Here is a 23,525-nt window from a genome sequence, read left to right as displayed (position 1 = left end):
TTTTGCCCTCATGTTTCACAACAGGTCGGTGGGCTCGCGAGGGTGGTTTCGAATCCAGCGGGTCGTCCCCGGTTCTCAACGCGAGAATTCTGAAAGACGTTCAATAATGACGCAGCACGTACAAGACGCTCGAATTCTCATGTATAGCCACGACACGTTCGGGCTCGGCCACTTGCAGCGCTGCCGGACGATCGCGCATTCGCTGGTCGAGGATTTCCGCGGACTTCAGGTGCTGATCATTTCAGGCGCGCCTATCGCCGGCGCCTTCGACTATCGCGCCCGTGTCGACTTCGTGAAGATCCCCAGCGTCATCAAGTTGCGCAACGGCGAATACACCTCGCTGGAAAAGGATATCGATCTGCATGAGACGCTCAGGATGCGGCAGTCGATCATCCGCCACACAGCCGAGACCTTCCGGCCGGAAATCTTCATCGTCGACAAGGAACCGCTCGGCCTGCGCGGTGAGATCGAGGACACGCTGTCCTACCTCAAGACGCGAGGTACCACGCTCGTGCTTGGCCTGCGCGAGGTGATGGATGCGCCGCATCTGCTCGAAGCAGAGTGGGCACGCAGGGATGTGATGCGCAAGATAGGCCTGTTCTACGACAAGGTCTGGGCCTATGGCCCGCCGGATTTCTACGATCCGTTGACCGGCTTGGATGTGCCGCCGGCTGTCAGGGCAAAGATGCGGTTCGTCGGCTTCCTGCAACGGAGCCTGCAGCGGAACGAGTTGCCCGGCCACCGGCCCGAGGGCGAGTATATCCTCGTTACCACGGGGGGCGGCGGTGACGGCGCGGAACTGATCCACGACGTCATCGATGCCTATCAGCAGGACCCGCAATTGCAGCATAGGGCCCTGATCGTGCTTGGGCCTTACATGCCGGCGCGCAAGCGCAACAAGCTGCTCAAGAAGGGGTCCAAGATCCCCTGCGTCAAGATGATCGAGTTCGACAACCGCATGGAAGACCTGATTGCCGGCGCCAAGGCGGTAGTGGCAATGGGTGGTTACAACACCTATTGCGAGATACTGTCTTTCGACAAGCCGGCGCTGATCGTGCCGCGCGTCGAGCCCCGCCAGGAACAACTGATCCGAGCTCGGCGCGCAGCCGAACTCGGCCTCATCGAGATGCTTTTGCCGGACGAAGCCAAGGATTCCCAGCGGTTTGCCGATGCACTGGTGGCGCTACCGGACCGGCCCCGCCCATCCCAGAGCAATCCGCATCTGAGGCTGGAAGGGCTGCCTCATATTTCCGAAATCGTTGCAGAACTGCTCGATCGGCGGGCCAGCCCTCACCTTTCGGTCATTGAGGGAATGAGCTGAGTTGCAACGTCGCAAGATCGTCGTGGTTCTGAAGGGCTATCCGCGGCTGTCGGAAACCTTCATCGCGCAGGAACTGCTCGGTCTGGAGCGCGCGGGATTCGACCTGATACTCGTCGCGCTCAGGCGGCCGACCGACGCAAAACGCCACCCCGTGCATGACGAGATCAAAGCGCCCGTCCATTATCTGCCGGAATATCTGCATCACGAGCCGCTGCGCGTGGTTCGCTCGCTGTTTGCCTATCTGCTGCGGCCGGGGTTCTGGCGCGCGCTCGGATCGCTGGCTGCCGATATCCCCCGCGACTTTACGCGCAATCGCGTGCGCCGCTTCGGGCAAGCGCTCGTGCTGGCGGCCGAATGGCCGCAAGACGCGGGATGGCTGCATGCACATTTCGCGCACACGCCGGCCTCGGTGACGCGCTATGCCAGCCTGCTTCGTAGTCTGCCCTGGAGCTGCTCAGCCCATGCCAAGGACATTTGGACTTCGGCGGACTGGGATCTGGCCGGCAAGCTTTCCTCGGCGCGCTGGACGGTCACTTGCACGAAAACCGGCTTCGACCGTCTGAACGAACTCGCCAATGGCAACTCGTCCGTGCATCTGAGCTACCATGGGCTCGACCTTGATCGCTTCGGCAGTTTCGGCGAGGCGCGAAAACAGCGGGACGGCTCGGCGCCGGACGAACCGGTCATCATTCTGAGCGTCGGGCGCGCCGTTGCAAAGAAAGGTTACGATACCTTGCTGGAGGCCCTTGCCCTCTTGCCTGGCGATTTGGCGTGGCGTTTCGAGCATATCGGCGGCGGCGAGGAACTGGAACGGCTCAAGGCGCTGGCGCAAAAGCTCGGACTGGATGGACGCGTCTCCTGGAAGGGCGCGCTTGCGCAAGAGGAGGTGCTTGAGCACTACCGGTTCGCCGACATCTTCGCCCTGGCCTGCAGGATCACCGCAAATGGCGACCGGGACGGTCTGCCGAATGTCCTGGTGGAGGCGGCCAGCCAGCGGCTTGCCTGCGTGTCGACCGATATTTCCGGCGTGCCGGAGCTTTTATCGCCGGATGAAACCGGGCTGCTGGTTCCGACGGAAAACCCAATTGCCCTGGCAGAGGCGCTGGAGCGCCTGATCCGTGATCCCGTGCTGCGCGCCCGCCTCGGCGACGCCGCGGAGCAGTACGTGCGCTGCAATTTCGACCATATGGCTAGCATTGGACAGCTCAAGGAACTGTTCGAGCGGGAGTGGCGGGCCGCCGAATGAAGCGACTGCGCGCTTTCTTCTATGTCCAGCACCTCCTCGGTATCGGCCATCTCGCGCGCGCCAGCCGCATTGCGGCGGCGCTGGTCGATGACGGGTTTGACGTAACCGTGGTGACTGGCGGAGCGTCGATCGCGGGGTTTCCAGGACTGGGTGTAAAATCTGTGTCCCTGCCACCCGTCACCTCCGGTGATGAAGGATTTTCCGGACTTGTCGACCTGCAGGGCAAACCCATCGACGATGATTTCAAGAAACGGCGTTCAGGAATGCTGCTGCAGGCATTCCTGGATTGCAGGCCTGATATCGTCATTGTCGAGGCGTTTCCATTTGGACGCCGGCAGATGCGTTTCGAACTCTTGCCGCTGATCGAGGCCATCGACGCGACGTCGCCCAGGCCGCTGCTGGTGACGTCCGTCCGTGATATCCTTCAGGAGCGCGTCAAGCCGGGCCGAAATGAGGAAACGGTCGATCTCATCAACAGGCATTTCGACCTTGTCATGGTCCACGGCGATCCGGCTTTCGCAACCATCGACAAGACATTTCCGCTGGCTGGGGCAATCAGGGCCGAGGTCACCTACACAGGGCTCGTTGCCGCGCCGCCATCGCCCGCGGCCACCGAGCGCTTCGACATTCTGGTGTCGGTTGGCGGCGGGGCTGCCGGAAGGGGCCTTGTCGGTTCCACCATCGCAGCGGCGCGGAATGCCAACAATGGCTGGAAATGGTGTTTGATCACCGGCCCCAACCTGCCGAAAGACGAGTTTGACGCGATCGCACGCGATGCCACGCCGAGCCTGTCCATCTTCCGCTTCCGCGAGGATTTTGCCAGCTTGCTGACCGGCGCCCGCCTGTCGGTCTCGCAGGCGGGTTACAACACGGTCTGCGATGTCCTGCGCGCGGGTTGTCGCTCCCTGCTCGTGCCGTTTGCAGCCGGCGGGGAAACCGAACAAACAGTTCGCGCCCTGATGCTCGAAGAACTCGGGCTTGCAACGGTGCTGATGGAAAAGGACCTGACGCCTGAAGGTTTGGCGCAGGCGATCGAACAGGCGCTTGTGGCACCGAGGCCGTCCGCGCATCGTCTCGATCTGGAAGGGGCGCGTCACTCGGCGCAAATCCTGTGCGAGCGGCATCGAACACGGTCCCTAAAATGGGGCCCGGTCTCGGAATAGGACATGATCAAGCAGATGGCGGGGCCTAAAGCGCGTCGCGCTGAACCGGATTCAGGCGCCGCGCTTTAAGTCTTTGTTTTGATGCATGTCGTTGTCCTAAAACCGCGACGCGCTTTTGGGCGAAATGCATCAAACAGTTCCAATTAGCATGAAGCGCGAATAATTTTTTGTCGGTAGTTCGCCAGAGAATCGTATTTCCCGCAGCGCCGCCATTGCTTCGAGAGCTGCAAGTGAAGCCACGCAGTTGATGTGCGTCGGCTCGCTGAAATAGTCATTTGATTGCAGCAGTACATTCGTGCCCCGCGGAAGCAGGGCGAGCCAGGCACGCAGATCGGCTATGTGCTCGCAGCTCGTATTGACTATCAGATCGGACGGCCCGGCCGCATAGTCGAGTGCGTACATATCTGCTGTTAGCGCCCGGAACCGGCCGCCGGCTTCCCGGTTGAGGGTCCGGGCAACTGGCGCGACTTCGGGATCGATGTCGATGCTATCGACTGCCGCAATATCGAAGCGGGGGTCGTTGAAAAGCATTGCCGGCAATATGCCGTACCATCCGCCCAGAACCCATATGCGCCCGAAGCGCCCGCCGCAGCTTTCGAACAGCCTGTCGAGCGCCCACATCTTGCAGGCCACCTGCTTGTGGTTGAAGGCGTTGGCGATGTCGGCCTTGGGATGTTTGGCGATGACGCGCGCCAGCCCTGCCACGAGAGGGTGGTTGACATAGGCAGCAATTCCCCGCGTGAGGTCCAAGGCCTGCTCGTGCCCGTCCATGCCGGCATTGCGCGGTTGCGTGACATCCATCATATTCGCCTTGTACGTTGGGATTTCGGGCGACACAACGCAATCTTGCCCCGCCAAGCCGCCTCGCAGGCTTCGAACATGTCGCCGGTGATGATTGCCGATGCGCCGTCCACCAGCTGATGCTTTTACTTTGTTCTTTAAACTGAAGGTCCGCAGTCGCATATGGAACCCAGCCTGGCTCGCTATATCTGGACGCACACCAAGAAGCAGCAGCTCTGGATATTGGTTATCGTCTTGCTTTCGATGATCCCGTATTTCATGTCCTTTGACCTGCCGAAGTTGATTGTCAACGGCCCGATCCAAGGTCGCGGCTTCGAGCAGCCGGGCGCGACCCAGCCATTCATGAGGCTACACTATAACCTGCCGTTCATCGGAGAGGTCCAGTTCTTTCCTGGCTTTCAGCTCGACCGCACGACGACGCTGCTTGCCCTGAGCCTTGTGTTCCTCCTGCTGGTCATCATCAACGGCCTGTTCAAATTCTACATCAACACCTACAAGGGCCGCCTCGGTGAACGGATGCTGCGCCGTATCCGCTTCGAACTGGTCGATCGTGTGCTGCGGTTTCCGCCGCGTTATTTCAAGCGTGTGAAATCCGCCGAGGTGGCAACCATGGTGAAGGACGAGGTGGAGCCGCTGGGCGGTTTCATCGGCGATGCTTTCCTGCAGCCGGTGCTGCTCGGCGGCCAGGCGGTGACGGCCATGCTGTTCATCGTGGTCCAGAACTTCTGGCTCGGAATGATCGCCGCCGTGATCGTCTTGATCCAGATCGTGCTGATCCCGCGAATGCGGCGGCGGCTGATCGTGCTCGGGCGCAAACGGCAGTTGACGGCGCGCGCGCTATCGGGCCGCGTCGGCGAAATCGTCGACGGCATCGGCGCGGTTCACGTCCATGATACGTCAAACTACGAGCGCGCCGACATAGCTGCCCGGCTCGGGCTCATCTTCAAGATCCGCTTCGATCTTTACCAATGGAAATTCATGGTGAAGTTCCTCAACAATTTTCTCGCGCAGATCACGCCCTTTCTGTTCTACATGGTCGGCGGGTATCTGGTCATTCGGGGGCGGCTGGACGTCGGTCAGCTCGTGGCCGTGATCGGCGCCTACAAGGACCTGCCCGGACCGATGAAGGAACTGATCGACTGGGATCAGGACCGGCAGGATGTCCAGGTCAAATACCAGCAGGTCGTCGAACAATTCACCGTCGAGGGTCTCATTGCGCCGCGAATCGGGGCACTGACGATCGACGATCCCGGTCCGATGACCAACCCCCTGTCGGCGATCGGTCTGTCCATGGCAGACGATGGCGGTGCAATGCTCCTCGACCGTATCTCCCTCCAGGTCAAGCCGGGGGAGACGGTGGCGCTGGTCAGCACCTCAACAGGTGGAGCGGAGGCGCTTGCAGAGGCCTTCGCGCGGCTGAACTGGCCGGAAAGCGGAAGGGTCGCTTCGGGTGCCGACGACCTGCTTGAACTCCCCGAAGCAGTGACCGGTCGGCGCATGTCCTATGCCTCGTCGGATGTTTTCCTGTTCCAGGCAAGCCTCCGCGACAATCTGCTCTACGGGTTGAAGCATGCGCCGCTGACGTCGGTGACTTATGACGGTGCCGCGGCGGACCAGCACCGCTGGAACATCCACGAGGCGCGCCGATCAGGCAACCCGGACCTTGATATCCACAGCGACTGGATCGACTATGCTTCCGTCGGCGCTACCGGCCCGCACGACCTCTTTGAAGCCGTGCGCCAGGTGCTCGACGCGGTTCTTCTGTCGCGCGACATTTTGGATCTAGGCTTGCGTTCTTCGGCCGACCTCACGCGTCACACGGAACTTGCCGGGCGGATCGTCGAATTGCGTGCGGCGCTGCGAACCCGGCTGGAACACGAAGGATTGAGCGGACTGGTGGTTCCTTTCGAACCGGGCGCCTACAATAAGGAAGCAACGATCGGCCAGAACCTGCTCTTCGGCGCTGCCGCCGGCCCGGAGCTGGCCGACAGGGCTCTGGCGGCCAATCCTTATTTCGCGTCGGTGCTGATGCAAGCCGGCCTCGATCGCATGCTCTACGAAATGGGCATGGATATCGCCAAACAAGCGATCGAGCTGTTTGCCGACCTGCCGCCCGATCACCAGTTCTTCCAGCAGCTCGCCTTCATGAGCGCCGAGGAGATACCAGCCTACGAAACCTTGCTGCAACGGCTCAAGAACCGTCCCTACGAGACGGTCTCGGAGAACGACCGCGCCATGATCGTCACCCTGAGCTTTGCCTATATCGAGCCCCGGCATCGCTTCGGCCTGCTCAGCGACGAATTGATGAACAAGATCGTCGCCGCACGCAACCAGTTCTATGAAGACCTGCCGCCCGAGCTGCAAAACGCCGTCGAACGCTACGATCCTGCCAAATACATTGCTGCGGCTACTGTCATGGACAATGTCCTGTTCGGGCGTCTGGGCAGCAACCATCCCGATGCGCCGGACCGCATACGCTCCATCGTCTATGATATTCTTGATGAACTGGGGCTTTATGCCGAACTGCTGGATGTCGGCTTGGACTTCAACGTCGGCGCCGGCGGCAGGCGGTTGACCAGTGGACAGCGACAGAAGCTCGATGTTGCCCGGGCCCTGCTCAAGCGTCCCGATTTTCTCATTTTCAACCGGCCGCTGTCGGCGCTCGACCAGCGCGTACAAGAAAAGGTGCTGCAAAACGTGCTCGAGGAAGCCAGACGCGACGGCCGTTCGCCGGCAATTGTGTGGGTCGTGACGAATCCGGCAATGGCGATGATGTTCGATCGCGTTGTCGTCTTCGACTCGGGTCGTTTGGTGGAAGACGGACCACACGAGACGCTTTTGGCGGGGAGCGGTATTTTCAAGGAACTGCTGTCATAGAGCCCGGACATTCAGATGGGATCGTTCCGCCGATGGGAACTTGCTGCAAGCTCAAGAGATTAAGGTTTCCAACTGATCAGGCCGCCACGTTCGCGCGGTTCGTCCCGCTATCCGCAAGCAGAATTGATTCCATCTGGATGTCGGTTGTTCTAGTCTGGCAGACGTGAATTTTGGGAGGTTTGCGACAATGCTGCTCAAGGATGAGGTCGGAATGCTGCAACGCGTTCCCTTGTTCTCTGGCATCGAGCCGGCAAAGCTCAAGCTGCTTGCGTTCACATCTGATCGCGTAAGCTACAGCGCCGGCCAGATCCTTTTCCGGCAGGGCGACGAGGGAGACGCCGCCTATGTCATCCTTTCAGGCAAGGCCGATATTCTGGTCGATTCCGAGAGCGGACCGATAAAAGTTGCCGAACTGCTGCCAAATTCGATCGTTGGCGAGATCGCCATATTGTGCAACAGCTCCCGCACGGCCACCGTCAGAGCCGCAAGTCCGGTGGAAGCCTTGAGAATTCGCAAGGATCATTTCCTGAGGCTTATGAAGGAGTTCCCGGAAATGACCGTCGAGATGGTTCGGGTTCTCGCCGATCGCCTAAGCCATACGACCGCGGATCTGATCGACGCACGAAGCGCCAAATAACGAATGATTTGCGCCGATCCTTGCCGTCGTGATGGCACTGACCTCTCATGGACAAGGTCATCAGGAGGAAAACCTGTCTCGCCTAGCAGCAGTTGTTTGGCTACGATGGCCTAGGGGACTATGAAGGGCTTGCATGGACGACGACGTTTTCCTGGTCAGGTTTTGGGGCGTCCGCGGCAGCATTTCGGTATCGGGGCCAGACTTCTCCCGCTATGGCGGCAACACGATCTGCATTGAGATGCGATGCGGCAAGCATACGCTTCTGTTCGACGCCGGCTCCGGCTTGCGGCCTGCCGGCTGGGCGCTTCGGGCGTCGGGCGTGACCGATTTCGACCTGTTTTTCACCCACTGCCATTATGACCACATCATCGGGCTGCCGGCATTTAAGCCGATCTATGACCGCAGCGTCAAAGTCAGGCTTTGGTCCGGGCATCTTGCAGGACGCATGACGACCCGACAGATGGTCGATGAGTTCATGCGGCCGCCTTGGTTTCCGGTGAGACTGGACGTCTGCAAGGCAAGCCTCGACTATTGCGATTTCGTGTCAGGAGACGTGCTTCGGCCGCGTGAAGGGGTGGTGATCCGAACCGGCAGTCTCACCCATCCCGGTGGCTGTATAGGCTATCGGGTCGAATGGGGTGGCCGCGTCGTGGCGGTGATCACAGACACCGAACATGAGTCGGGTAAACTCGATCAGGCGGTGCTCGGCCTAATCGAAGATGCCGACCTCGTCATTTACGATTGCGCCTACACCGAGGAGGAAATGGAACGCTACCGCGGGAACGGGCACTCGACATGGCAACAGGGGGTCAGGCTCTGCGAGGCGGCCCGTGCGCGGGAGCTTGCGCTGGTTCACCACGATCCGGCGCGCACCGACGAGGAACTGGACGAGATCGAGAAACTGGCCAAGAACAGGTTTGCCGGCTCTTTTGCCGCGCGGGATGGTCAGACGCTCGAATTTCCAGTCTTATCGCACAAAGCGGGCTGAGCTATTTTCCTCTGCTGGCGCTGCGCCCGATCAATGTCCTGATCGGATGCCATGCACAGGCTGCATTGCGTGCGGTGACGGCGAACAGCCGTTCGAGGAAAAGCCAGGCCGATTCATCATGCACGAGATGATGGGTGAGCAGGCCGACCGGTTCGCCGCCGTCGAATGCATGCCGCAATTGCGCGGCGACGGCCTGAACCAATAGGCCATGATCGCGGCAGCCGCGCGTGCCATGCCAATCCATGATGTCGACATTGCTGTTGATGACCGCCAGCGAAGCCGGCCTCGGCGGCCCAAAGACCGACAGTGCCGCAAATCCTATCGACCCAAGGTCGGATACCAAGCCGGCGTCGATCCTGTTCCAGGGTGGCACCAGCATCGGAACGGCACGTGCGCCGTGCAAGCCGGTTATGCGAGAGAGCCCGCGAGCCAGATCATCGAGCACCGCCTCGGGTGGCCGATGCGGGCCGAGTTCCTGCTTTTTCTGGTCCTCGGGCGCATGATTTCGGTGCGCCCAGCCATGGATGGCGACCGTGGCATGCGGCGCCTCGTCAAGCCGGACGACAAGCTTCTCATCAGTCAGGGCTGGAATGACGGCCAGGGTGACCAGAACCCCGAATTCACCGGTGAGGTCGAGCAGCCGATCAAGCGCAGGCGTTGGATCCACGGCGTCATCATCGCGCAGCCAGAACTCTGCCTTACGGTCCTCCCGTTGCCAGCGCGCCAGTTCTTCCAACAAAGGTTGCCAGATCGGATCGGATGTCATGAGACCGGGATCTTCGCAAGAAGTTCGGCCAGACGCGCCGCCGCCGTATCGAGCGAGCGCTCCTCGAGGATGAAACGTCTGGCTTCTGCGGCCATGATGGTTCTTTCGTCGTTACGGGCCAGAAGCCTTTCAATGGCAGAAGCGAACGCCGTCACATCGCCCGGCGGGGTGAGGAACCCGGCCTGGCCATCCCGCACGACCTCCGGCACGCCGGCGATGTCCTGAGCCACCACCGGAAGGCCGGCGGCCTGTGCTTCAAGATAGGCAACACCATAGGCCTCGCCGAAACCCGGCCAGACGTAAATTCCCCCACTGTAGAGGACATCCGGCACGGCGGCCGGCTCAATCGCGCCAAGCCATTCGATACGGTCGGCGGGCAAGCCGGCGAATTGCGCTTTAACCTCGTCACGGGCAGGCCCGTCCCCGACGACCGACATGGTCCAGCGCAGGTGACCGATCGAACCGAGCGCTTGCGCCAGCATGCGATAGCTTTCGAGTTTGTCGCCCCGGCGCATCATGGCGATGGTAACAAGGCGCGTCGGACAACCCCGTGCCGGCATTTCACGGAATGCCGATGTGTCGATGAAGGGCGAAAGCGTGCCGAAAGTGGCGCCGGGTACCGCATCCGCCAGTCCCTGGCGGTCCCTTTGCGTGAAGCAGATGTTCAGTGCCGCCTGTTCGACGGCTCGCCTTACCAACGCTTGCGTATCGGCCCACAAACCGGCGTTGCGCCGCCTCGAATAGGAGGCTTCCGCCGTCACATAGGGGACAGCAAAGGCCGCCGCCAGCTCGGGCCCGATCAGGTCGGGTGCCTTGTAATAGGGATGATAAGTGAACCAGAGATCGGGCTTGCCGTCACGATCCCAAAGCCTTGTCAGCCTCGCGGCTTCCTCTCGGGCCTCGATCTTGAGCGCATCGAAACTTTTCGGCTCCGGTTCGCGTAGGTAGAAGCGCAATTCGGATGCCAGTTCGACGCTATGCCCTCCATGCTCCAGCGCCTTGATCAGCGTCCGTGCCATCTGGCGATCGCCTGAGGCAACGGGATCATTGGGTGACTTCAGCGGCGCGTAGAAGGCAATTCGCATTGCCGGACCCTATCATCGGAAAGCCGGCGCAAGTCAATTTCGCAGCATGATAGACTTCACCCTTCAAGCAGTGGAATGTGCTATCTGATGCCCATGGAAACAGCTGCCGCGTCCGACCCGTTTGTGGCTTCTCTGCCGGTTTTCGCAAAGTTCGAAGGCGTTGCCGATATCGACAACTATCGGCCTCTCCCCGATGACTGGGCGCTGGCCGCCGCAGACATTGTCGGCTCGACCAAGGCGATCGAGGCTGGGCGCTATAAAACCGTAAATATGGCCGGGGCCAGTGTCATTTCGGCGCTGCTCAATGCGCTGGGTCGGCAAGATTTTCCCTTTGTTTTCGGCGGCGACGGCGCGCTCGTGGCGTTTCCCGGCTCGGCGCTGGAGATCACCCGCAACGCGCTGGCGGCTGTCCAGAGATGGGTGGCGGACGAACTGGACCTGACCTTGCGTGCCGCAATCGTGCCGATAATAGATATAAGAGCGCAAGGTCTCGACGTTCGCGTGGCGAGGTTCCAAGCCTCCGAAGCGGTCTTCTATGCCATGTTCGCCGGCGGTGGTGGCAGTTGGGCGGAAACCGAGATGAAAGCCGGGCGCTACCGCGTCGATCCTGCGCCGGTCGGCGCGCGGCCGGATCTGACCGGCCTCTCCTGCCGCTGGAACCCGATCGAAGCACGGCATGGCGACATCGTCTCGATCATAGCCATACCGGGTCCGTCGCGCGACTTGCGCGGTTTTCAGTCTCTAGTTTCCGACATCATTGCCCTTGCCGGCAGGCAGGAACGCGATGGCCATCCAGTGCCGGTGAACGGGCCGGCCTACAGTTTTTCGCCCGCCGGCTTCGATCTCGAGGCGAGGGCCGTGGCGCCGGCAGGACGGCGGTGGTTGTCGAAGCTGTGGATATTGTTCCTGCTGACGCTAGCGGCCGTTGCCGATCGATTCGGGTGGACGATCGGTCGGTTCGATCCGAAGGTCTACAAACGCGACGTGGCCAGCAATTCGGATTTCCGGAAGTTCGACGACGGCTTGAAGATGACCATCGACGTTGACTCGGACGTCTTGCAACGGATCGAGAACCGGCTGAAACAGGCGGAAGAGGCGGGCATCTGCACCTATGGCCTGCACCGCCAGAAATCGGCCTTGATGACATGCCTCGTCGCTTCGCCGCTGCAGCGCGACCACCTTCATTTCATCGATGGCGCGGCCGGCGGCTATGCGAGGGCTGCCGCAAGCCTGAAGGCGAAGGTGCCGGTTTGATGACGGCTTGCGGAAACCGATCTTCCGCAATATGCCTCGGCCATGGTCCTTGAGACCAAGTGAGCCTCGCCACGGGAACGGACAGCCTGTCCGAATTGACGGGAAAGCAGATTTTTGGACGCCTCACGATCGATATATGACCATCTTCTAAACCGGATTTCGACGCGCGCTGCACAAGTCGGCGTGATCGGACTGGGCTATGTCGGATTGCCGCTGGCGGTTGCGGTCGCACGCGCCGGCTTCCCGATTTCGGGCTTCGACATCGAAGCCCACAAGGTCGAGAGCCTGAACAACGGCCAATCCTACATCGAGGCGGTGGCGTCGACAGCCCTTGCCGGCCAGGTGGCGAGCGGACGGTTCCGCGCCACTGCGGATTTTGCGGAACTGGCCGTCTGCGAGGTCATCATCATCTGCGTTCCGACACCGCTGACGAAAAACCGTGAGCCGGATCTCTCCTTTGTCAGGAACACGGCAGGCACCATTGCGAAGCATCTGCGTCCCGGCCAGCTGGTCGTGCTGGAATCGACCACCTATCCCGGCACCACCGATGACGTGATCAAGCCCATACTGGAAGAAACCGGCTTGCGGTCGAAGATAGACTTCTTCCTCGGCTTCTCGCCCGAACGCGAGGATCCCGGCAACCGCAGCTTCGAAGTCGCGACGATCCCTAAGGTCGTGGCAGGCGACGGCATTGAAGCGGCGACGCTCGTGCAGGCTTTCTACCAGGGCGTGGTCAAGACCGTCGTTCCGGTTTCCACCACGGCGACCGCCGAGGCGGTCAAGCTGACGGAAAACATCTTCCGCTCGGTCAACATAGCACTCGTCAACGAGTTGAAGGTCGTGCTCGGTGCGATGGACATCGACATCTGGGAGGTGATCGAGGCGGCAAAGAGCAAGCCCTTCGGCTACATGCCGTTCTATCCTGGCCCCGGACTTGGCGGGCACTGCGTTCCGATCGATCCCTTCTACCTGACGTGGAAGGCGCGCGAATACGAACTGCCGACCCGCTTCATCGAGCTGGCGGCAGAGATCAACACGGCCATGCCGCGTCATGTGGTCGATGAACTGGCGAAGGCGCTGGACCGGCGCTGTGGTAAGGCGCTCAGCCGCTCGCGCATTCTCATCGTCGGGCTCGCCTATAAGAAGAATGTGCCCGATATCCGCGAAAGCCCCTCATTGCGGCTCATTGAACTCATCGAGGAATGGGGCGGCAAGGCGGAGTTCCACGATCCGCATGTTACCGAGATACCGACCACGCGGGAGCATATGGCGATCAAGGGGCGCCGCTCGGTCGAATTGACCGAGGCGGCTCTGAAGGATTTCGATGCTGTCGTCGTTGCAACCGACCACGACGCGATCGACTATCAGACGATCGCCGATCACGCCCCTCTAATCGTCGACACACGCAATGTTTTTGGCCGCCTCGGGCTGGACCGAGAGACGGTCTTGAAGGCCTGACGGCGTCTGAGTTGGGGAACTTTTTGCCCGATGTCAGGATCATGATTGCACTCCGCCGGCAGCCTCGCCACATAACGCCACAGGACATAGATGCAGTTGCGCCTACTCCTTGCCTGCAAGGACGGTCATTCGAGAAATTCTTCGCCGCTTCTGCCGCCGAAGCCGGTTTCATTAACTTCGAGGGTCTTATCGTTGGGTCGTTGACGGACTGTGTTATGGCAGATCAGAGGATAATGGTTCCGTCTTCCGACGGGTTTCGAGATAGCATGAGCACATCGTACGCAGAAATTTCCACCATTCTCATGGATAAGGTTGCCGATTGGCTGAACGAATCGGCGCTGGCGGGCAACGACCTGGAAACATTGGTAAATGGCTTTTGCGAACGGCTGGCTGCTGCCGGCCTGCCGCTGAAGCGGGTGCATTTGAGCTTCTCGATGCTTCACCCGCTCTATGACGCGCTTGGCTTCACCTGGGTTCGCGGCCAGGGCATGGAAGTGGAAGGCTTCCGCAAGGAGGCCGGTGTGCCGTCTGAGAGATTCCTGACCAGCCCATACTACCATCTGCTCAGCAATAAGCTCGACCATCTGCGACGCCGGCTCGACCCGTCGGTGGTGTCGGAGTTTCCTGTTTTCGATGACCTCCGGCTTATGGGCATCACCGATTACATGGCTTTCGTCCATCCCTTCAGCGGCAACGCCAGTCAGGGCATGATGGGATCTTGGTCGACCGACAGCGCCGCGGGCTTCAGCGACAGCATGATTTCGGCGCTGCTGCGCATCCAGAGCCATCTCGCTATCGCCACCAAGATGGCGGTGCTCACCAAGCTCGCCGACAACATGATGACCACCTATCTCGGCGGCGACGCTGGCAGGCGCGTTCTTGACGGCCAGATCAAGCGCGGCGAGGGCGATACAATCCGGGCCGCACTGGTAATGGGAGATATGCGCGGGTCGTCGAGGCTCGCCGAAACCTCCGGCCGCGAAGTCTATATCGATACGCTGAACCAGTTTTTCGACGCCGTTGCCGCACCTTTCAATCGCAACGGCGGGCAGATCATGAGTTTCATCGGTGATGGCTTCATTGCCGTCTACCCTTGCGAAAGGCACCGTTCGCAGTCCGAGATCGCCTGCCAGGCTGCGCTTGCGGCCGCGCACAAGGCCAGCGCGCGCATGATGGATCTCAACCTGCGCCGAAAGGAGCAGGGGTTGTCAGACATCAAATTCGGTATCGGCCTGCATGTCGGCAATGTGATGTTTGGCAATGTCGGGCTTAAAGACCGGCTCACATTCTCTGTCTTCGGCTCGGCTGTGAACGAGGTCCAGCGCCTGCAGACCCTGACCAAGAAATATCCGCACAGCGTTCTGGCCAGCAAAGACTTCGCCGGCTATTGCGGCGCCAACAGCTGGCTGACGCTCGGCCACGAGGAACTGGCTGGCATCAAGCAGAAGCTGATGGTGCTTTCACCCGATCTGTCGGGAGCCCTCGTACCCGATGAAGACGGTGCGCCGGAGCCGATTCACGACCGAAGATCGGACGCCGAGCAGGTCATGCTGCTTCATCGCGATGCCGCGCGGATGGCGGCGGGCGACCCGAGTAAGCTCCAGTAAACCGCCGCGATCTGGCCCGATCGCCTTTGGTAGCCAGTTTGGTTCCACCACTGGCGACCGCTTCGAATCCAAGTTGCTCTGCGCTGACAATGCGCTAGTCTCGCTTTCTGGAGAGCTGCCAGAGTGGGGCTGGTGTGAGAATGAATTCGAGTGTCGATCTGCTGCGGATCGAAGACGTTGGCATCTCTTTTGCCATCATGGGGGGGCCGTTGCATGCCGTCAGGCGCGCAAATCTTCGCGTCCTGCCCGGTAAGGTTACCGCGCTTGTGGGCGAGTCAGGTTCCGGTAAATCGGTTCTCAGCCAAGCCGTGATGGGCATTTTGCCGAACACAGCCCATGTTCGCGGCCGGATCCTGTTCTCCGATCCTGAAAAGCCCGGCACGACGCAGGATATTCTCAAGATGTCGCGTGATGGGCCCGAAATCCGGGCGTTGAGAGGCAGCCGCATCGGCAAGATCTTTCAGGAGCCGATGACATCGCTGTCGCCGCTCCACACGATCGGCAACCAAGTCAGCGAATCCCTGCAGATTCATACGCCCATGGCTCGGGCGGAGCGCAAGGCGCGGACCGAGGAAATGCTCAGCCTCGTCGGCTTTCCCAATCCCAAGCGCGCCTATGACATGTATCCCTTCGAACTTTCTGGAGGATTGCGTCAGCGCGCCATGATCGCCATGGCGCTTATCTGCCGGCCCGCCCTGTTGATCGCCGATGAGCCGACGACGGCGTTGGACGTCACCATCCAGGCGCAAATCCTGCAATTGCTGCGCGGGCTTCAGACCAAGCTGAACATGGCGATGCTGCTGATCACGCACGACCTCGGCGTGGTCGCCAATGTCGCCGACGAGGTGGTGGTCATGTACCATGGCGAGATCATGGAGGCGGGACCTGTCGAGGCGATATTCCGCCGGCCAGGCCATCCTTACCTTAAGGGCCTGATGGCAGCCGTTCCGCATTTCGACCTGAAGCCTGGCGAAAGGCTAAAGGCGCTACGCGAGGTGCCGGTGAATGTCGGAAACCTGCTCGGCAAGCAGACCGCGCCGGCATCGGAGGGGCCGGACGACATCCTGCTGTCGGTCAGGGATCTGACAAAGACCTTCACCATCCGCAAGTCCGGATGGTTCGGCGGGGATCATCAAACCTCTGTTCGCGCCGTCGACGGTGTGAGCTTCGACATCAGGCGAGGTGAATGCCTGGGTCTGGTCGGCGAAAGCGGTTCCGGCAAAACCACCGTCAGCAAGATCCTCATGCGGGCCGTCACTCCCAGCGGTGGTTCTGTGATCTTCAACAGCCGCGAGGGACCGATCGACGTCCTGGCAGGCGAGGGAGAGGCCTTGCACATGCTGCGCGCGAAAATCCAGATGGTCTTTCAGGATCCGGTTTCGTCGCTTTCACCTCGCATGACGGTGGAAAACATCTTGAGCGAGCCGCTGGAAATCCATCAGCGCGGCAATGCCGCGTCCCGGTTAGCCATGGTCAAGAACCTGATGCAGGCAATCGGGCTCGATCCGCGCTTTATCAAACGTTACCCGCACAGTTTCTCCGGCGGGCAGCGTCAGCGTATCGGCATCGCGCGCGCGCTAGCGCTGGGGCCTGAACTGCTAATCTGCGACGAGCCGGTTTCGGCGCTCGACGTCTCCGTCCAGGCGCAGATCCTGAACCTTCTGAAGGATCTGCAGAAGGAACTGGGACTGACCTACCTGTTCATATCCCACAACCTGGCGGTGGTGGACTACATGGCAGACCGCATCGCCGTGATGTGCGGCGGGCGTATCGTCGAGCTTGCGCCGCGCGAAATCCTGCTCAGGAAACCGATCCACCCCTACACGCGCTCACTGGTCGCCGCAGTGCCTTTCCCCGATCTCGACAGGCCGATGGATTTCAAGACGCTGAAGCTCAGCGGCGCTTCCGACAGTAGCGCCTGGGGACCGCAATTCCGCGACGAGGGCAGCGACGATATGCTATCGCCGCTCGATCTTGGCGGCGGCCACCTCGTGCTGGCCCGGCGTTCGGCCGATGTCAGCGAGCTGCGCCATTGATCAGCCGGCGCACCGTCCTCGGACTCTTGGCTTCGGCATTTGTGCCGAGCACGTTGCACGCCGGCGATCTGGAGCCAGAATTTCTTCAGCCGCTGCTGAAGGCCCTGGCGCTGCCGGCACTCGCCAAACGCCTGCCCAAGAGCCCGCGCGTGGTGAACCTCGCTGCAATGGGCCGGCAGCCCGGCCAGTATGGCGGCACGCTGCGCACGATCATCGGCAGCCAGAAAGATATCCGGTTGATGACCATCTACGGATATGCTCGCCTGGTCGGCTATGACGAAAAGCTCAACCTGCAACCCGACATTCTCGAAAGTTTCGACGTGGCGGACGATCGCGTCTTCACTTTCAAGATACGGGAAGGACATAAATGGTCTAACGGCAGCCTGCTGACGCCGGAGGATTTTCGCTATTGCTGGGAAGATGTCTGGCTGAACGATGAGCTTACGCAAGGCGGGCTCCCCCCGACGCTGCTGGCGGACGGCAAGCCGCCACGCTTCGAGATCGTCGATCCGCTGACGGTCCGCTATAGCTGGGATGCGCCAAATCCCGACTTCCTGCCCAAGCTCGCTGCCGCTTCGCCGCTATCGCTTGTTCTGCCGGCCGCCTATCTCAAGCAGTTCCACAAGAAATACCAGGATCCATTCCGGCTCGCCGGCCTGATGGAGGAGAACAGGGCCAAGAAATGGACGCTCCTGCATATCCGCATGTCTCGGCAGTATCGCCCGGAGAACCCGGAACTGCCGACGCTCGATCCCTGGCAGAACCGGACCAAGCCGCCGGCCGAGCAGTTTGTCTTCGAGCGAAACCCGTTCTTTCATCGAATAGACGAGAATGGCCGGCAACTGCCCTATGTTGACCGGGTAATCATGAATGTGAGCTCGTCGGCGATCATCTCCGCCAAGACCGGTGCCGGCGAGAGCGACCTGCAATGTATGGGAATTGACTTTGCCGATTACTCCTTCCTGAAGGATGCGGAGAAGCGCTACCCGGTGAAGATGCATCTGTGGAAACGCACACAGGGTTCGCGGCTGGCGCTGCTGCCCAATCTGAATTGTGCCGACCAGGTGTGGCGTGGCCTTTTTCGTGACGTGCGCATGCGTCGCGCACTTTCGCTTGCTGTGGACAGGCGCGAGATCAATTTGGCGGTGTTCTACGGATTGGCGCAGGAAAGTGCCGATACGGTCCTGCCAGAGAGCCCGCTCTACCGGCCGGAATTCGCGAAAGCCTGGGTAGCCCATGATCCCGACCAGGCCAATGCGCTGCTCGATGAGGTCGGGCTTCAGACGCGTGACGGTGACGGCTTGCGGATACTTCCCGACGGACGCCCGGCGCAAATCATCGTGGAAACGGCCGGCGAAAGCACACTGGAAACCGACGCGCTCGAACTCATCACCGATCACTGGCGCGAGATCGGCCTCGCCCTGTTCGTCCGGACTTCGCAGCGCGACATCTTCCGCAGCCGCGCGCTTGGCGGCGAGATCATGATGTCGATATGGTCGGGCATCGACAATGGCGTGCCGACCGCCGATATGAATCCGTACCAGTTGGCTCCCACCATGGACGACCAGCTGCAATGGCCGCTCTGGGGTGCTCACTACCTGTCCCATGGCACGCTCGGTGAGGCGCCCGATCTTCCGTCTGTCGTCGAGTTGATGGCTTTGCTCAAGCGCTGGAACGCTTCGACCGGAGCCGCTGAGCGCGCCGAAATCTGGAATTCAATGCTGTCGATCTACACCGATCAGGTGTTTTCGATCGGCACGGTGAACGGAACGCATCAGCCGATTCTGGCGTCCTCGCGGCTGCGCAATCTGCCTGACAAGGCGCTCTACAGCTACGACCCGACCGCCTATTTCGGTGTCTATATGATGGACACATTCTGGCTTGGAGAGTCCTGAGCGTGCTTCGATATATTGTCTGGCGCATTGCTGTGATGGTTCCAACGCTGCTGATCATATCGGCGCTGGTGTTCACGATCATCGAGCTTCCCCCGGGCGACTATTTCGACAGCTATGTTTCCGAGCTTCGGGCTCAGGGCGAAGCGGTGGATTCCGATCGCATCCAGATGATGCGCAAGGAGTATGGTTTCGACAAGCCCCCGGTCATTCGCTACTTCTACTGGGTCGGCGGAATGCTGCACGGCGATTTCGGCTATTCCTTCGAATATGAGCTGCCGGTTCGCGACGTCATCGGCGACCGAATGTGGCTGACCGTGCTGGTTTCCTTCGTCACGATCATCTTCACCTGGCTCATCGCCTTTCCGATCGGCATGTACTCAGCCACCCATCAATACAGCTGGGGCGACTACGGCCTGACTTTCTTCGGCCTTCTCGGCCTTGCCATTCCGAATTTCATGCTGGCGCTGATCCTGATGTATTTCGCCAACATCTGGTTCGGCACGTCCATCGGCCATCTCATGGACCAGCAATATCTCGGCGAGCCGATGAGCTGGGCCAAGGCGAAGTCGATCCTCGCCCATCTCTGGATCCCGGTCTTGATCATCGGCACCGGTGGCACGGCAAGCATGATCCGGCGGCTGCGCGCCAATCTGCTCGATGAGCTACACAAGCAATATGTCGTGACCGCGCGCGCCAAAGGCCTTCATCCCTTCAAGGCGCTGGTCAAATATCCGCTGCGCATGGCGCTCAATTTCTTCATTTCAGACATCGGCTCTATTCTGCCGGCCATCATTTCCGGCGCCGAAATCACGGCGATCGTGCTGTCTTTGGAAACGACCGGGCCGATGCTGATCAAGGCGCTGCAAAGCCAGGACATGTATCTGGCAGGGTCGTTCCTGATGTTCCTCGCCTTCCTGACGGTCATCGGCGTCCTGATTTCCGACCTCGCGCTGGCGCTGCTTGATCCGCGAATTCGTTTGCAGGGCGGGAGCACCAAATGAATACGCAATCGCCGCTGCCCGCTCCGGGTGCTCCACTACAACACTACGTTTCCATTGCGCCCTTTGACCTGCAGTCGGTCGAGGCGATGACGCCTGAGCAGTCGAAAGTCTTCCAGGCGTCGCAGTTGCGGCTGATGTGGTGGAAATTCCGACGGCACCGGCTTGCCCTCATATCCGGCATATTCCTGGTAGCGCTTTATCTTGGGATACTGATCTGCGAGTTCCTGGCGCCCTACAATCTGCACACGCGCAACATGGACTACATCTATTCGCCGCCGCAGTGGGTGCACCTGTTCCACAACGGCCAGTTTGTCGGGCCGTTCGTGTATGGCCGCGAGATGACGCTGGATATGGACACGCTCAAGCGGAACTATATGGACAAGCAGGATGATGTTCAGCGGATCCGTTTCTTCTGCAAGGGCGACAGCTACCGGTTCTGGGGCCTGATCGAAGGCGACAGGCATCTTGTCTGTCCTGCCGAAAACGGCCAGCTCTTCCTGGCCGGCACCGACAGGCTGGGGCGCGATGTGCTCTCGCGCATCATCTACGGCGCACGCATTTCACTGACAATCGGCCTGGTCGGCATCGGTTTCAGCTTCCTGCTCGGCATCGTCATCGGGGGGCTGGCCGGCTATCACGGCGGCATCTTCGACCTGATCGTTCAACGGATAATCGAAGTTCTGCAATCGATCCCCAGCATTCCGCTCTGGCTGGCTCTGGCGGCGATCATGCCGATAACCTGGAGTCCGATCCTGATCTATTTCGGCATCACCGTCATCCTCGGGCTGCTCCACTGGACCGGACTGGCGCGGGCCGTGCGCTCAAAACTTCTAGCCTTGCGTGAGGAGGATTACGTTCTGGCCGCGCAATTGATGGGCGCCTCGAGCAGCCGCATTATCCGGCGGCACCTCATTCCCGGCTTCATGTCGCATCTGATCGCGACGGCGACGATCTCCATACCCGGCATGATCCTGGGCGAGACGGCGCTGAGCTTCCTCGGGCTCGGCCTGAGGGCGCCGATAACCAGCTGGGGCATCCTGCTCACCGAGGCGCGCAGCGTCAGCGTGATCGCGTTCTATCCATGGCTGCTTTTGCCGATCCTCCCCGTCATTCTCGTCATCTTGGCGTTCAACTTCCTCGGCGACGGCTTGCGGGATGCCGCAGACCCCTACAAGTGACATCGCTATTCCGCCGCGCGCCGGGCCGCAGATTCCAACCGGCTTGCCGGCGGGCTGTTCGGCTGTTGCAGCGTTCACCGTTCGCCTCTAGAGCGGTTCACCGTTTCACGGAAACAGCAACCCGCTCTATCTCATTGTTTTGACGCAATTCCGGAAGGAAAACCGTTCCACTTTTCCTGGAATTGCTCTATATGCGGCGAGGCTGGATCGGGTCCGGCACGCTACTCTTGCGTTTCACCCGGGTCGCGGGCATTGCCGGATTCTTGGGCTGGTTCAGGACACACAAACGCATATGAGTCGCCTCGAGAGTTTCATCCGCAGGCTGACGGCACAGCGCGACATTCTCGATCAGGTCTGCGCGGAGGTGGCGAAGATCGAGGGCCCCATCCTCGAGCTCGGCCTCGGCAATGGCCGCACGTTCCACCATCTGCGCGAGCGCCTGCCCGGACGCCGGATCGTGGCGTTCGACCGCGCACTGGCCGCACACTCCAGCTCAATTCCCGAAGCCGAAAACCTGGTGCTCGGCGAAATACGCGAGACGGCGATCAGGTTCATTGGCATCGACGCCGCTCTTGTTCATGCCGACATCGGAACCGGCTATGAAGATCGCGACGCAGTGACCGCTACCTGGCTTCCCGATCTGACCGCGGGCCTGCTTCGCGTCGGCGGCATCGTGGTCAGCGGCACGCCGCTCGATCACCCGCAGTTGCAACGCCTCCCGCTGCCGCCTTCGGTGCCTGCTGATCGTTACTTTATCTGCAGGCGCGTGTAAGGGACCGGGACGAGCGAGTCTTCAGGGGATCGTATATACTGCTATCTCTCGCTCAATGCCGCGCAGCGAGACCTCGTGGGGTTCCGGCTTCAGCGATTTCCTGCGCAACAGATCGGCGGTGAGATTGTCGTCAACCACCGCGCGAGTGGCGAAGATCGCCTGTGCGTTGGCAAGGTTCTGGACTCGCGAAGCGATGTTGACCGTCTGGCCGAAATAGTCCTGCCGCTCGTTCATGGACACGGCGATGCAGGGGCCGGCATGGATTCCGATCTTGAGCAGCAGATCCTCGCGCCCGCTCTCGTTGTTGAGCGCACGCATTGCCTCGCGCATCCTGAGGGCCGCGGCAATCGCACGATCAGGCGTCGCGAAGGTCGCCATCACCGCATCGCCGATCGTCTTCACCACCGCGCCAGCCTCCGCCGCGACGATCTCGTGCAGAACCTGAAAATGCGCGCGCACGAGATCGAAGGCCGAAAGATCGCCCACCCGCTCGTAAAGCGCGGTCGATCCGCGCAGGTCGGTGAACAGGAAGGTCAGGCTGGTGATCTTCAGGCGCTGGTTGATGTCGAGCGTATCCGTGCGATAGAGATCGCGGAACGTCTGATTGGTGAGCAGGCGCTTGGCTGTGAGGAAGGGCCGGCGCCTGCCCAGCAGATCGTGCAAGCCCTGACTGGCGATGAAAACCGTCGGCAGCACGCGTGTGTCGGTCCTGTTCTCCAGCGAAATGCGCAACGGCCCGGGTTGCATCTCCAGCGTCTGGCTCTGGACATGGTCGCGGTCGAAGACCAACGAAAGGCTTCGGCGCTCCTTTGTCGGCTCACCCTTCACGTCGATGAACTGCACCGAATGGGTAACCGGCTCGAAGACGATGATGAAATCGGACGGAAGCTGTACGGTCAGAACCGCCTTTTCACCGGGCGCAAGCTCGATGTCCTCCAGCGAGATCTCTTCCATCCTTTTCGCGAAGTCTTCATCCGGCAGATCGACGCCGGACGCCCAGTAGATCTGCCGGAAATACTCCATCAACGGCAGCTCATGCGGATTGTGGGCGGCGATCCTGCGTATGCGGGGACTGACGGTGAACGTCACCTCGACCATCTCGTCGAGGGTCGGTGAATAACCCTCGGCGCACAGCGTGCAGGTGTATTCGTCCTTCTGCACCGTTTTCAGCGTGGCGTTGGTGTCGAGCACGCCGCCACAGCCGGGGCACAGAACATTCCACGAAATGTCGAAGATGCCGACCCGCGCCGCATGGAGAAAGGCGCCTATGGTGCGCTCCTCGTCGAGGCCATGCTTGCTGGCGAAGGCCGGCGCATTGATGCGGCAAAGCTCACGGTCCCCGCCTTCCGCGATGGTTCGCTGGATCGCGTCGATTGTCAGTGGATCGACATCTGGTGATTGCCGCAAAAGCGAGAACAGATCCTGAACTTCGTTCATCGT

18 protein-coding genes are annotated in these 23,525 nt (G+C 60.7%); 14 read left to right on the top strand and 4 right to left on the bottom strand.

Annotated elements, in window-relative coordinates; all coding sequences use genetic code 11:
• Positions 1–106 precede the first annotated feature (106 nt).
• Genes CK219_RS05565 through CK219_RS05555 form a run of 3 tightly spaced genes read left to right on the top strand, consistent with a single transcriptional unit; the run spans position 107 to position 3,730 of the window.
• Positions 107–1,321 (top strand): glycosyltransferase family protein, encoded by a 1,215-nt coding sequence (locus tag CK219_RS05565; protein ID WP_095765770.1) that lies wholly within the window; start codon positions 107–109, stop codon positions 1,319–1,321.
• Position 1,322: 1 nt separating this feature from the next.
• Positions 1,323–2,567: a glycosyltransferase gene (locus CK219_RS05560; protein ID WP_095765769.1), complete on the top strand. Its 1,245-nt coding sequence runs from the start codon at positions 1,323–1,325 to the stop codon at positions 2,565–2,567.
• On the top strand, positions 2,564–3,730 hold the full coding sequence (locus CK219_RS05555; protein ID WP_095766171.1) for a glycosyltransferase family protein: 1,167 nt from the start codon (positions 2,564–2,566) through the stop codon (positions 3,728–3,730). The genes CK219_RS05560 and CK219_RS05555 overlap by 4 nt, the downstream gene beginning before the upstream one ends.
• 129 nt (positions 3,731–3,859) lie before the next feature.
• On the opposite strand, the gene CK219_RS05550 is transcribed toward CK219_RS05555, so the two are convergent.
• Positions 3,860–4,531 carry a class I SAM-dependent methyltransferase gene (locus CK219_RS05550; protein WP_095766170.1) on the bottom strand — a complete coding sequence of 224 codons (672 nt, stop codon included), beginning with the start codon at positions 4,529–4,531 and terminating at the stop codon, positions 3,860–3,862.
• Positions 4,532–4,693: 162 nt separating this feature from the next.
• Between CK219_RS05550 and CK219_RS05545 the strand changes: the two genes are divergently transcribed.
• The 3 genes from CK219_RS05545 to CK219_RS05535 all read left to right on the top strand — a co-directional run bounded on the left by CK219_RS05545 (position 4,694) and on the right by CK219_RS05535 (position 9,033).
• Positions 4,694–7,408, top strand: a complete 2,715-nt coding sequence (locus tag CK219_RS05545) for an ABC transporter ATP-binding protein (RefSeq protein WP_095765768.1) — start codon at positions 4,694–4,696, stop codon at positions 7,406–7,408.
• 187 nt (positions 7,409–7,595) lie between these two features.
• On the top strand, positions 7,596–8,045 hold the full coding sequence (locus CK219_RS05540) for a cyclic nucleotide-binding domain-containing protein (protein WP_095765767.1): 450 nt from the start codon (positions 7,596–7,598) through the stop codon (positions 8,043–8,045).
• A gap of 133 nt (positions 8,046–8,178) precedes the next feature.
• Complete coding sequence (locus CK219_RS05535; RefSeq protein ID WP_095765766.1) at positions 8,179–9,033, top strand: MBL fold metallo-hydrolase; 855 nt, start codon at positions 8,179–8,181, stop codon at positions 9,031–9,033.
• A 1-nt stretch (position 9,034) separates the two neighbouring features.
• On the opposite strand, the gene CK219_RS05530 is transcribed toward CK219_RS05535, so the two are convergent.
• Positions 9,035–9,799, bottom strand: a complete 765-nt coding sequence (locus CK219_RS05530) for a polysaccharide deacetylase family protein (RefSeq protein ID WP_095765765.1) — start codon at positions 9,797–9,799, stop codon at positions 9,035–9,037.
• Positions 9,796–10,884: a glycosyltransferase family 4 protein gene (locus CK219_RS05525; protein ID WP_095765764.1), complete on the bottom strand. Its 1,089-nt coding sequence runs from the start codon at positions 10,882–10,884 to the stop codon at positions 9,796–9,798. The genes CK219_RS05530 and CK219_RS05525 overlap by 4 nt, the downstream gene beginning before the upstream one ends.
• 75 nt (positions 10,885–10,959) lie before the next feature.
• On the opposite strand from CK219_RS05525, the gene CK219_RS05520 reads away from it, so the two are divergent.
• The 8 genes from CK219_RS05520 (at position 10,960) to CK219_RS05485 (ending at position 22,085) form a co-directional block, all read left to right on the top strand.
• Positions 10,960–12,138 (top strand): DUF3095 domain-containing protein, encoded by a 1,179-nt coding sequence (locus CK219_RS05520; protein ID WP_095765763.1) that lies wholly within the window; start codon positions 10,960–10,962, stop codon positions 12,136–12,138.
• A gap of 114 nt (positions 12,139–12,252) precedes the next feature.
• Positions 12,253–13,596, top strand: coding sequence for a nucleotide sugar dehydrogenase (locus CK219_RS05515; protein WP_095765762.1), 1,344 nt, complete (start codon positions 12,253–12,255; stop codon positions 13,594–13,596).
• A gap of 266 nt (positions 13,597–13,862) precedes the next feature.
• Complete coding sequence (locus CK219_RS05510; RefSeq protein WP_095765761.1) at positions 13,863–15,203, top strand: adenylate/guanylate cyclase domain-containing protein; 1,341 nt, start codon at positions 13,863–13,865, stop codon at positions 15,201–15,203.
• Positions 15,204–15,343: 140 nt separating this feature from the next.
• Positions 15,344–17,239 carry an ABC transporter ATP-binding protein gene (locus tag CK219_RS05505; RefSeq protein ID WP_095765760.1) on the top strand — a complete coding sequence of 632 codons (1,896 nt, stop codon included), beginning with the start codon at positions 15,344–15,346 and terminating at the stop codon, positions 17,237–17,239.
• Positions 17,236–19,134 carry an ABC transporter substrate-binding protein gene (locus CK219_RS05500; protein WP_095765759.1) on the top strand — a complete coding sequence of 633 codons (1,899 nt, stop codon included), beginning with the start codon at positions 17,236–17,238 and terminating at the stop codon, positions 19,132–19,134. Before CK219_RS05505 ends, CK219_RS05500 begins: the two co-directional genes overlap by 4 nt.
• A 2-nt stretch (positions 19,135–19,136) precedes the next feature.
• The gene (locus CK219_RS05495; RefSeq protein WP_095765758.1) at positions 19,137–20,135 is read left to right on the top strand and encodes an ABC transporter permease; all 999 of its coding nucleotides are present in this window, start codon (positions 19,137–19,139) and stop codon (positions 20,133–20,135) included.
• On the top strand, positions 20,132–21,313 hold the full coding sequence (locus tag CK219_RS05490) for an ABC transporter permease (RefSeq protein ID WP_095765757.1): 1,182 nt from the start codon (positions 20,132–20,134) through the stop codon (positions 21,311–21,313). The genes CK219_RS05495 and CK219_RS05490 overlap by 4 nt, the downstream gene beginning before the upstream one ends.
• Positions 21,314–21,605: 292 nt before the next feature.
• Entirely contained in the window at positions 21,606–22,085 is a 480-nt protein-coding gene (locus CK219_RS05485; protein ID WP_095765756.1) for a class I SAM-dependent methyltransferase, read from the top strand.
• Between the two features lie 21 nt (positions 22,086–22,106).
• Here the strand turns inward: CK219_RS05485 and CK219_RS05480 are convergent, their stop codons facing one another.
• Positions 22,107–23,522 carry an adenylate/guanylate cyclase domain-containing protein gene (locus CK219_RS05480; RefSeq protein WP_095765755.1) on the bottom strand — a complete coding sequence of 472 codons (1,416 nt, stop codon included), beginning with the start codon at positions 23,520–23,522 and terminating at the stop codon, positions 22,107–22,109.
• Between the last annotated feature and the right edge of the window lie 3 nt (positions 23,523–23,525).

This window comes from Mesorhizobium sp. WSM4313 (assembly GCF_002294725.1).
Classification (GTDB): domain Bacteria; phylum Pseudomonadota; class Alphaproteobacteria; order Rhizobiales; family Rhizobiaceae; genus Mesorhizobium.
Note: the sequence above shows the minus strand (reverse complement) of the source record. Positions and strands in the feature narration are given on the sequence as shown.

Bases quoted from the DNA above. Each gene is read 5' to 3' on its own strand.
- CK219_RS05535 (WP_095765766.1), top strand. From the start codon at position 8,179: ATGGACGACGACGTTTTCCTGGTCAGGTTTTGGGGCGTCCGCGGCAGC.
- CK219_RS05525 (WP_095765764.1), bottom strand. From the start codon at position 10,884: ATGCGAATTGCCTTCTACGCGCCGCTGAAGTCACCCAATGATCCCGTT.
- CK219_RS05490 (WP_095765757.1), top strand. From the start codon at position 20,132: ATGAATACGCAATCGCCGCTGCCCGCTCCGGGTGCTCCACTACAACAC.
- CK219_RS05550 (WP_095766170.1), bottom strand. From the start codon at position 4,531: ATGGATGTCACGCAACCGCGCAATGCCGGCATGGACGGGCACGAGCAG.
- CK219_RS05565 (WP_095765770.1), top strand. From the start codon at position 107: ATGACGCAGCACGTACAAGACGCTCGAATTCTCATGTATAGCCACGAC.
- CK219_RS05530 (WP_095765765.1), bottom strand. From the start codon at position 9,799: ATGACATCCGATCCGATCTGGCAACCTTTGTTGGAAGAACTGGCGCGC.
- CK219_RS05505 (WP_095765760.1), top strand. From the start codon at position 15,344: ATGAATTCGAGTGTCGATCTGCTGCGGATCGAAGACGTTGGCATCTCT.
- CK219_RS05510 (WP_095765761.1), top strand. From the start codon at position 13,863: ATGAGCACATCGTACGCAGAAATTTCCACCATTCTCATGGATAAGGTT.
- CK219_RS05485 (WP_095765756.1), top strand. From the start codon at position 21,606: ATGAGTCGCCTCGAGAGTTTCATCCGCAGGCTGACGGCACAGCGCGAC.
- CK219_RS05555 (WP_095766171.1), top strand. From the start codon at position 2,564: ATGAAGCGACTGCGCGCTTTCTTCTATGTCCAGCACCTCCTCGGTATC.
- CK219_RS05520 (WP_095765763.1), top strand. From the start codon at position 10,960: ATGTGCTATCTGATGCCCATGGAAACAGCTGCCGCGTCCGACCCGTTT.
- CK219_RS05480 (WP_095765755.1), bottom strand. From the start codon at position 23,522: ATGAACGAAGTTCAGGATCTGTTCTCGCTTTTGCGGCAATCACCAGAT.
- CK219_RS05545 (WP_095765768.1), top strand. From the start codon at position 4,694: ATGGAACCCAGCCTGGCTCGCTATATCTGGACGCACACCAAGAAGCAG.
- CK219_RS05540 (WP_095765767.1), top strand. From the start codon at position 7,596: ATGCTGCTCAAGGATGAGGTCGGAATGCTGCAACGCGTTCCCTTGTTC.